The organism is uncultured Campylobacter sp. (assembly GCF_938045775.1).
In the GTDB taxonomy this organism is placed as follows: domain Bacteria; phylum Campylobacterota; class Campylobacteria; order Campylobacterales; family Campylobacteraceae; genus Campylobacter_B.
This window is the reverse complement of record NZ_CALIBH010000206.1, coordinates 18,511-28,348: the sequence shown is the minus strand read 5'-3', so window position 1 is coordinate 28,348 and position 9,838 is coordinate 18,511. Positions and strand designations below refer to the sequence as shown.

Annotated in this window: 11 protein-coding genes; all 11 read left to right on the top strand. The window is 46.1% G+C overall.

Annotation, left to right across the window (positions count from 1 at the left end; all coding sequences use genetic code 11):
• Positions 1–1,348: mechanosensitive ion channel family protein (locus Q0238_RS08225; protein WP_297944947.1), on the top strand; the 1,348-nt coding region annotated here is incomplete at its 5' end.
• Entirely contained in the window at positions 1,345–2,577 is a 1,233-nt protein-coding gene (gene mtaB, locus Q0238_RS08220; protein ID WP_297944944.1) for a tRNA (N(6)-L-threonylcarbamoyladenosine(37)-C(2))-methylthiotransferase MtaB, read from the top strand. The genes Q0238_RS08225 and mtaB, both read left to right, overlap by 4 nt.
• The gene (locus Q0238_RS08215) at positions 2,546–4,330 is read left to right on the top strand and encodes an AAA family ATPase (RefSeq protein ID WP_297944941.1); all 1,785 of its coding nucleotides are present in this window, start codon (positions 2,546–2,548) and stop codon (positions 4,328–4,330) included. Before mtaB ends, Q0238_RS08215 begins: the two co-directional genes overlap by 32 nt.
• Before the next feature lie 36 nt (positions 4,331–4,366).
• Positions 4,367–4,894, top strand: coding sequence for a molybdopterin adenylyltransferase (mog, locus tag Q0238_RS08210; RefSeq protein ID WP_297894536.1), 528 nt, complete (start codon positions 4,367–4,369; stop codon positions 4,892–4,894).
• 65 nt (positions 4,895–4,959) lie between these two features.
• The gene (locus Q0238_RS08205; RefSeq protein ID WP_291936786.1) at positions 4,960–5,277 is read left to right on the top strand and encodes an HMA2 domain-containing protein; all 318 of its coding nucleotides are present in this window, start codon (positions 4,960–4,962) and stop codon (positions 5,275–5,277) included.
• Positions 5,274–5,885: a hypothetical protein gene (locus tag Q0238_RS08200; protein WP_297944938.1), complete on the top strand. Its 612-nt coding sequence runs from the start codon at positions 5,274–5,276 to the stop codon at positions 5,883–5,885. Before Q0238_RS08205 ends, Q0238_RS08200 begins: the two co-directional genes overlap by 4 nt.
• Before the next feature lie 95 nt (positions 5,886–5,980).
• Positions 5,981–6,472 carry a hypothetical protein gene (locus tag Q0238_RS08195; RefSeq protein WP_297944935.1) on the top strand — a complete coding sequence of 164 codons (492 nt, stop codon included), beginning with the start codon at positions 5,981–5,983 and terminating at the stop codon, positions 6,470–6,472.
• 8 nt (positions 6,473–6,480) lie between these two features.
• Positions 6,481–6,783, top strand: coding sequence for a Cys/Met metabolism pyridoxal-phosphate-dependent enzyme (locus Q0238_RS08190; RefSeq protein WP_177386687.1), 303 nt, complete (start codon positions 6,481–6,483; stop codon positions 6,781–6,783).
• Positions 6,776–7,270 carry a hypothetical protein gene (locus tag Q0238_RS08185; RefSeq protein ID WP_297944932.1) on the top strand — a complete coding sequence of 165 codons (495 nt, stop codon included), beginning with the start codon at positions 6,776–6,778 and terminating at the stop codon, positions 7,268–7,270. Before Q0238_RS08190 ends, Q0238_RS08185 begins: the two co-directional genes overlap by 8 nt.
• 3 nt (positions 7,271–7,273) lie before the next feature.
• The gene (locus Q0238_RS08180; protein WP_297944929.1) at positions 7,274–9,355 is read left to right on the top strand and encodes a heavy metal translocating P-type ATPase; all 2,082 of its coding nucleotides are present in this window, start codon (positions 7,274–7,276) and stop codon (positions 9,353–9,355) included.
• The gene (locus Q0238_RS08175) at positions 9,345–9,689 is read left to right on the top strand and encodes a hypothetical protein (RefSeq protein ID WP_297944926.1); all 345 of its coding nucleotides are present in this window, start codon (positions 9,345–9,347) and stop codon (positions 9,687–9,689) included. The genes Q0238_RS08180 and Q0238_RS08175 overlap by 11 nt, the downstream gene beginning before the upstream one ends.
• The last annotated feature ends 149 nt before the right edge of the window (positions 9,690–9,838 follow it).

The following is a 9,838-nucleotide window of genomic DNA, read 5'->3' as shown; positions in this document are numbered from 1 at the left end:
AAAATCTCCGTTTTTAGATATCATCGCGATGCCTGAAACTCCCGAGCCTGCGCGCATTACCAATCCTTTTTCGATAATTTCGGGTTTTTCTACGATTAGAAATTTACAAGCTCAAAAGATGGAGCAGAAAAACGCCATAGAAAATATTAAAGCTTTAATTGATAAACTTGAAGCAAAAAGGGCGCTATATGAGCGCTTGATGCAGATTGATACAGACGCAAGCGCTGTGGCGGAGCTTAAAAGCTTAGATTACGAGCTTAGCGAGTTTAGCTCCGCATATGAGATCGCGCAGACCACGTATGACGTTTACGAAAAAAAGATCAACTCCCAAATCGCCGTGCAGACCGCCGATATAAAAGCGCAGATCAAGCGCGCGGGAAACATCGCCGTGTGGATTTTAATCGTCATCGCGCTGTCGTTTTTCTGCAAAGTGGTGGCGAAAAAATATATCAAAAACGACGAGAATTTTTATATCGTAAATAAAGCTATCAATGTTTTAAATTTCACGCTGATTGCGCTGATACTGCTCTTTTCTTACATCGAGAATATGACGCACTTCGTGACGGTTCTTGGCTTTGCCTCGGCAGGTCTTGCGATTGCGATGAAAGATATGTTTATGAGCTCCTTAGGCTGGCTTACGATCGTGCTTGGCGGCAGCTTTCGCGTGGGCGATCGCATCAGGGTGCATAAAAACGGCGAGACCTATGTAGGCGATATCATCGATATTTCGGTGCTTAGGATGACGATTTTTGAGGACGTTACTATGACTACGTGGAGAGAAAATAAACGCGCGGGCAGGGTAATTTTCATACCTAACAATTATATTTTTACAGATCTTATCTCAAACTACACCCATAGCGGGCTTAAGACCGTCTGGGACGGCATTAGCATACTTTTAACATTTGATAGCAACCATAAAAAGGCGATGTATCTCATAAAAAACATCGTGCGGAAGTATTCCAAAGGCTACACCGACATTGCCAAAAAGCAGATGGGCAAGCTTCGCTCGCAATACAGTATCAAAAATCCAAATGTCGAGCCTAGAATTTTCAGCTTTTTTGAGCCATACGGCATTGAAATTTCGGTTTGGTATATGACGAACTCTTACGCGACGCTCGGGCTTCGCAGCAACATCTCGGCTGAAATTTTAGACGCGCTAAGAAGCGAGCCCGATATCAAGATCGCCTATCCTGCTTACACGCTTTTTAACGGCAAAAACTACGCGGCGGCAGGCGGAAATTTCATGGCGCAAGATCTCGGCTCCGAGCAGCAAGGCTCACAAAATTTAAACGCAGCGGCGCAAGGCGCCGGCTTTGCCACAGGAAGCGGATCCGGGAGCGAAATTTGAAAATTTATTTTAAAACATTTGGATGTCGCACAAATATCTACGATACGCAGCTTATCAAAAGCAATCTAAAATCGGGCGAGATCACGCACGACGAGCAGGGCGCGGACGTCGTCGTGATAAACTCCTGCACCGTTACGAACGGCGCCGACGCAGACGTGCGAAACTACGTAAATAAGATGAACCGCCTCGGCAAAAAGATATTGCTAACCGGCTGCGGCGCGGTATCGCGCGGCGAGGAGCTGTATAAAAACGGCGCGGTATTCGGGGTGTTCGGGATGTCGCAAAAGGAGAAGATCGATGAGTTTTTAGGCTCGGATTCGAAATTTTACGATATCGGAGGTCTTGACGGCGTCGAAAAAAATCTGGTAAGCGACTACGAGGATCACACCAAAGCCTTTATTAAAATTCAAGAGGGATGCGATTTTAACTGCAGCTACTGCATAATCCCCTCGGTGCGAGGTCGCTCGCGCAGTATCACAGAAAGCGCGATCTTAAAAGAGGCGGCGAGCCTTGCCGCAAATGGATTTAGCGAGATCGTGCTAACCGGCACCAATATCGGAAGCTACGGCAAGGCCGCTGGTACGAGCCTCGGCGCGTTGCTTCAAAAGCTGGGCGCGATACGCGGAATTCGACGCATTCGCCTAGGCAGCATCGAGCCCTCGCAGATAGATGCAAGCTTTCGCGAAATTTTATCCGAGCCGTGGCTGGAGCGGCATCTGCACATCGCGCTTCAGCACACTTCGCAAAAGATGCTTAGCATAATGCGCCGCCGAAATTCCGCGCTAAGGGATTTGGAGCTTTTTTGCGAGCTTGCGGAGCGCGGGTTCGCGCTGGGGACGGACTTCATCGTCGCGCATCCGGGCGAGAGCGAAGAGATTTGGCTCGAAGCGTTGGAAAATTTAAAAAAATTTCCGCTCACGCATCTGCACGCCTTTATCTTTTCGCCGCGGCAAGGGACCGTTTCGGCCTCGCTAAAAGGTCGCATAGACGGCAAAACAGCGAAGGCTCGACTAAAGATGCTACAAAACATAACGGCGCTGAATAATTATAAATTTCGTCTTTCGCACAAGGTGCCGCTAAATGTGCTGATCGAGCGGAAAAACGGAGAGTTTTATGAAGGATATGATCAATTTTATGATAAAATTTGGATCAAAAGCGATGAGGATTTGTCGAAAAAATGGATGGAGATAAGAGATTATGAGGTTAAATTTGATGGAAATTTTGCATAAAATCAAAAAAAGCAAGCTAAATATAATTCTGATTTTTTTGGTGCTGCTTATCGTTTTGCTCTCGATCGTTTATTTTAAAGACGATTCGCGATACATCACCGAGCGCGAATTTAGCGAGCTGGTACGAAAAGATCAGATCAAGCGGGCACATATCGAGGACGGCAATTTAAATTTTACCTATGACGACAAACACTATAAAATTTTAGTCGATCTCGTAGATCTTAAGGAGCTATCAAATCACGCTCTAATCAGCAAAGAAAAGGATGATGGCACGAGCGGTATCAGCGCGATTTTGGTAATTTTTACATTCGCATTTTTTCTCTTCGTATATTATTTTGAAACCGTTTTGGCGCGTCGCCGCAGGATGGACGGCGTAGGCACTGCGCGTCAAGGCAGCGCAAATGCAGAGCTCAGCGATCTTTCGCCAAGCGTTAGCGACGTGAGATTTAGCGACGTCGCGGGCATCAGCGAGGTTAAGGACGAGCTAATCGAGATTGTGGATTTTTTAAAAAATCCCGCAAAATACCGAAATTTCGGCATCAAACTGCCGAAAGGAATTTTAATGATCGGCGAGCCGGGCGTCGGTAAAACGCTAATTGCAAAAGCCGTGGCGGGCGAGGCGGACGTACCGTTTTTTTACCAAAGCGGCGCAAGCTTCGCCGAGGTCTTTGTGGGTGTCGGCGCTAGGCGGGTTCGCGAGCTGTTTGCGAAGGCCAAATCCTGCGCGCCTGCGATTATTTTTATCGACGAGATCGACGCGGTCGGCGGCAAGCGCGGTATCGGGCGCAACGATGAGCGGGAAGCGACGCTAAATCAGCTGCTGACCGAGATGGACGGATTTGAGGAAAATAGCGGCGTGATGGTAATCGGCGCGACCAATAAAATAAATTTGATCGACGATGCGTTGTTGCGCTCGGGGCGCTTTGATAGGCGCGTTTTCATTGGGCTTCCGAACTACAAAGACCGCATCGAAATTTTAAAAATTTACCTCGAGGGCAAAAGATGCAGCGCGAATATCAATAAAGTAAGCCGCCTGTGCGTGGGCTTTAGCGGCGCGGGAGTAGCGACGCTGGTAAATGAAGCCGCGATCAACGCTCTTAAGCGCGGCAGCGATACGATCGAGCTTAGCGATTTTGAAAACGTGCGGATGAGGGTCTTTTACGGCGTACAAAAAAGTAGAATTCTAACCGAATACGAAAAGGAGATCCAGGCGTTTTATCAGGGCGCAAAGGCGCTTAGTGCGTATTGGTATTCGTTTGATTTCGAAAAAATAGAGCTTTTAAACGACAAATTTTTAAACGAGGATTTCGAGATCGAATCCAAAACGCAAATTTTAAATCAAATCAAAGTGCTTTTAAGCGGCATGGCGGCGCTACAGATCCATAAAAACGACGCTTTTTCAAATTCCGCTAGCGACGTAAAGCAGGCTATTGCGCTGGCGCAAAAGATGGTTTTTGAGCTCGCGATGGGCGATAGCTTCACCCCTAGTGCGCAGAGCGTGAATAAAATTTTGCAAGATTGCTACGACGAGGTAAGCGAGATAATCCGCACGATGCAGGATAAGCTAAATCAAATTTCAAAGCAAATTTTCGTTTATGAGTTCATAACTTTCGAGGATGTTCAAAAAATCTGCGAATCTGATGGTGTAGAGCAAGAAGGCGTCTCCGCGCAAGAGCAAGATTTGCAAAAGCCGGAAAAAGATAGCGAAAGCTCTGAAGAAAAGCCGCAAGACGGCACGCTAAATTTCGATTAAATTTTAAAATTTAAAATTCTAATAAAGGAGAGGAAAATGGTAAAAATAGGTGTTTTAACGATAAGTGATCGCGCTAGCGGTGGCGTTTACGAGGATTTAGGAGGCAAAGAAATAATTGCCGTGATGGATGATTGGCTAACTTGCGAGAAAGAGTATTTTTATGAAATTGTCCCCGATGAGCTAGAGCTGATCAAAGATAAGCTGATTTATCTTTGCGACGAAGCAGGTTGTGATTTGGTGCTAACTACGGGCGGTACGGGTCCTGCTCCACGCGATGTAACGCCTGAAGCGACCGAAGCGGTAAGTGAGAAATTAATGCCAGGCTTTGGTGAGCTGATGCGTGCAGAAAGCCAAAAGATCGTGCCTACGGCAATTTTATCTCGCCAGATAGCAGCGATCCGCAAAAAATCTCTGATTATAAACTTACCGGGCAATCCAAAAGCGATTAAAGAGTGCCTTCTACCAGTGTTTCCTGCCGTGCCGTATTGTATTGATTTAATGGGAGGAAATTACATAACAGCGGATGAAAATAAGATAAAAATATTCCGTCCTAAACGCAAATAATTCGCAAAATTTAGCAGGAATTAAATGATTTATGATATTATTTGGGCGCAAATTTAAGGAAAAATATGAAAATAAATCACAACGATATTTTGGAATTTCATAAGTATTTTAGCAAAATCAGCCACAGCAAAGGTCGTATTCGTATCCGCGTAAGTCCCAAAATTAGGGAGTTGCGAGATAGCGTGAGCGAAGAGAGCCTGAAGGCTAAAATAGCTGCAATTCGTGGGATAAAAGAGTATAAATTTAACTCTCTAATCGGCTCGCTGACGATTCATTATGATGAAAGCGTTTTTCCGATGCACCTTTGGGAGCAGTTTTTAAGCGGCATCAGTTCGCCGGAGCTAGTAGCGCTTGTAAATTCCAATATAGAGGCGATTTCTTGAGCGAAGAAGCATTATGTAGCACCAAAAAATCGCGCAAAATTTCTAATAAATCTCGGAATTTAAATGAAGTGCAAATTATAGATATTGCTCTTTTGCTCGAAAAAGAGGCGCAAATTTTACAGTTTTATTCGCTGGGCGCAGTTAAATTTCAAGATAAAAAGCTAGGAGAAATTCTATCTTTACGAGCTGGATTACTTGAGCGGATGTTAGACTTTGCAAATTCTTGCGGGCTTGGCGCTATGCCTCCTGAAAATAGCAGTGAGGCACTGGTTGCAAAAGGTATGAATGAGTTTTTGGCTTCGGCACTTTTGATAGAAAAAAGCTCTATGATGTTTTATGACGATCTAATTAATTCGTGCAAGAACGCAGAATTTAAAGAGCTGCTGTATAAGGCGCAGGCGGTTTCGTATAATGAAATTTTGCCGATTTTAAAAGAATTAAATTCTAAATACGAGGCTGATTTAAATTCTTTGAATTTCACTGATTTATTAAATGAAATTTTAAAAAATCCGCAGGGATTAGAGCGGATATTTCAAAAATACGATTTGCAAAATATCTTAAATAGCGCATTTTCCAATTTAATTAAAGGAATTTTGCAGAAAAATTAAATTAGGATTGCAAAAATCTAAAAAAGTCGCTATAATATCAAAATCTATGTAAAGTTGATAAAATGACTTTATAATCTTAACACAAGGAGAATGAAATGCCGATCCCATTTCTAGCAGGTTTTGCGCTTGGTTGCGCGGCGGTTTACGCTTATAACAATCGAGATAAAATCAAAGAAGGTGCGAATAAAATCGTTAGCAGTAAAAGCGTCGAGGAGCTAAAAAATAGCGTCAAAGGCGGAGCAGAAAAATTAAGCAAAAAATCAAAAGAAATTTTTGCGGAAGCCAAAGAGGGCTTAGACGATGTCGCCGAGGCGGTAAAAAATAAAAGAAAGTCTGGTAGCAAAAAAGCTGCGACAAGTAGCACTAGCACTGAAACTAGCACTGCAAAAAAAACCAGAAAAAAGCCGGGACCAAAACCTGGATTTAAAAGAACTAAAAAATCCACCGCGAGCGCTAAGGCTGGCGCAACACCGGTAGGTGAGACATCCGCAGCATCTACTACTCCGCTTAATATCCCGCAGATCGTAAAAATGGACGATAATTCTTCGGCTAAATTTACGTCCGCAGACGATAAATCAGAAAAATAGAGGCCTAAATGAATAGATCACTTACGACACAGCGTTCGCCGCTGGATCACGTTTTAAGCGGTGCTATAGCGGGGGCGATCGGCGGTTGCGCCGTAGAGCTCGTTAAAGCTAAAGAAGGCAAAAGCAAATCTAAAGCGATTCGCGATGCGCTAGATATTGCGCTAAGCGGCGGTATCATCGGCGGCGGCGCGATTTACAGCGCAAATAAACTCGTACAAGGCGAGTATCTACGCGCAGCGGCAGGCGTCGCAGTATGCGTAGGCGCGCTCATTGCGGGTAGAAATTTTATTCTTAAGGTAGGCAATGAGTAATCCGTATATCACAAAAAAAGATTTGAAAGAAATTCTAGACGATTACGATTTTGGTGGCAATAAATATTCTAGCGGCTCTGCGGGAGGCTTTACTGGCGATGATAAGCTCGGCGGTTGGGCAAAATGGATAAATGAGCGGGTAAATTCCGCACCTTTTAATAGCTCTGCTTCCAGCAATAATTCGGATAATAAAGATTCCGCTGCTCAAAGCTCAAGCGACGTAAATTCTACTCAGGGCTCGCAAAATTCCACTTCCGGTGGAATTTTTAATTCCTTGGGTGGTAGGCAAAACGCGAACGGCTTATTTGGTAGCAACTCATTTATCACAGGTATCGTTCTGGGGGCCGCGGCGACCTATTTTCTAACCGACGAAAACGCGCAAAAAAAGCTTTTTAAGCTCATTGCAAAGGGTACCGAGATGTTTCAGATGGGCGTTGAAGAGATGAAGGAACGCTTTGAAGACGCCAAGGCAGAGATGCAAGAGTAGTCGATGCAAAATTTTAAAATTTTACATGAGACTAAAACTAGACTACGCATAAAGGTCGCGGGCTTTAAAGGGCTCGATACGAGCGCGCTGCAAAAAGCTGCTGCGAGGCTTGAGTGCGTAACTGAAGCTAGATTTAACGCTAAAATTGGCTCTTTGATCCTTAGGCTTGACGCGGGTGCAAATAAGGCGGGAATTCTAAAGCAACTTGAAGATTTAAATTTAAGCGAGCTAAAATCAATTATCCCCGCTAGCCATAAAAATTTACCGAGCAAAAACGACTTTATTTTAGCGCTTCTTGCGTTGGGAGGGAATTTAATCTTTCGCACTTCGCCTTTAGCGCGCGCATTTAGCATCGTAGCGTGCATGCCTATCTTAAAAGAGGGCATTAAAGAAAGCTTTCGTCACGGGCTTACTTCAAAGGGCTTGGAGGCTGCTGCTGTGGGGATTTCGCTCGCTCGCGGCGATGTATTTGCCGCAAACAGCACCAACGCTATGCTTGCTCTTGGCGAATATATGGAGGAGAGCACCGTTTATAAAAGTGACGATCTAATCCGCGAGCTCGCTCGCCCAGACATCACCGAGGCGTGGGTCGAGATAGATCAAAACGGCAAAAAAACCGAAGTCAAAATCGCCACTTCTAAGCTAAAAGTAGGCGATATCGTAGTCGTGGGTGCAGGCGATATCATAGCCGTGGATGGGCACGTCGTAAGCGGCGAAGCGATGATAAATCAAGCTAATATGACGGGCGAATCGGTCGCGGTGAAAAAATCTCGCGGCGATAGCGTGCTAAGCGGCACGATCGTGGAGGAGGGCAGGATCCGTATCTGGGCAGAAAACGTCGGCGAAAACACCTCCACGCAGCGCATCAAGCATTACATCACGGCATCTCTTAACGAGCGCTCCAGCATCGGCATGCATACGACTCACTTAGCCGACAAGCTCGTTCCGGTAACCTTCGGGCTTGCGGGCGTGTCCTATCTGATAAATCGAAATTTTATGAGCGTAGCTTCGGTGCTACAGGCGGATTACTCGTGCGCGCTTAAGCTGCCTACGCCGGTTGCTTTTAAATCAAGCATCTCAAAGGCGGGCAAAAACGGGATTTTAATCAAAGGCGCCAAGGCTCTTGAGTCGCTTGCGAGCGCCGACACCTTCGTATTCGATAAGACGGGCACGCTTACGTACGGCAACCTGGAGGTCGCCGAGATCATATCGTTTGACGAGCGCTTTAGCAAAAACGATATTTTAAATTTAACCGCAAGCGCCGAGGAGCATTACTTTCATCCCGTGGCCGAGGCGATCGTGGATGCGGCTAAAAAGCACGGCTTTATCCACAAACACCACGACGAGGTGGAATTCGTCGTCGCTCACGGCGTTAAAACAAGCATCGAGGGCAAAAAGCTCATCATCGGCTCGCGCCACTTCCTCGAAGACGACGAGATGATCTCGTTTGCGGCGCATGAGCAGACCATCGATCTTGCGATGCAAAAGGGGCTCGCGCTGCTTTACATCGCATTTGACGGCAGACTTTTGGGGCTCATCGGACTTAGGGACGAGGTGCGCGCAAACGCTCGCGCCGTCATCGCTAGGCTTCGCGAGCTTGGCGTAGGGCAGATCGTCATGCTAAGCGGCGACGTGAAATCAAAAGCCCGCGCCGTAGCCAAAAAGCTCGGCGTAGATCGCTATTATGGCGAGCTGCTGCCTACGCAAAAGACTGAAATTTTAGAGCAATTAAAAGCCGAGGGGCGGAAGGTGGTCTTCGTGGGCGACGGCATAAACGATGCGCCGAGCCTGATGAAGGCGGATATCGGCATCAGCATGCTAAACGGCGCCGAGATCGCCAAGGCTTCCGCGCAGATCGGGCTTTTAAAAAACGATATCGAGGGCGTCGCGCAGGTAAAGGCACTAGCTAACGACACGCTGCGGCTCGTAAATCGAAATTTCAACGCCACCGTGGGGATAAATTCGATCATTTTATTTTTGGCGACCTTCGGCACGCTAAGTCCCGTAGCTACGGCGCTGCTGCATAATGGCACGACGATAGGACTACTACTGAATTCTATCAAAGGGGTAAAATTTGAGCATTGAAGATAAAATTTTGGATCTAAATTTTCAGCGCAAAGCGGCTAAAGTGACGCTGGGAGTGAGTATGGGTATCACGGCTCTAACCGCGCTAAATATGAACTCGCGCATGTCGCAGCTGCATAAAGTTTCGGGTGCAGTGATGCTGGCAAGCGCGATCTGGCACGCTAGCCTTTACGGCTCGCCGTACAGCGAGTTTTTGCAAAATAGAAAAGCAAAGAGCAGGGGCAGAAAGAGATCCGTAGCAAATTTAGCTTTGGAAAATCTGCCGGACGGCAAAAGCTCGCCTGCAAAAAGTGCTCCCGCGAAAAGAAAGCCTCGCGTGCGCAAAAGCGCCTAGCGGCATAGCGCGTCGCGGCTTTTGAAAGTGCAAAGATAAAACTCTAAAGCCGCTAAATTTCTTTAGACGCAGCCGCCGAATAAAACGTCGTAAGCGGTGAAATTTACGCCGTTTGCGGCTAAATTTACTACTTTATTAATTATTTATCT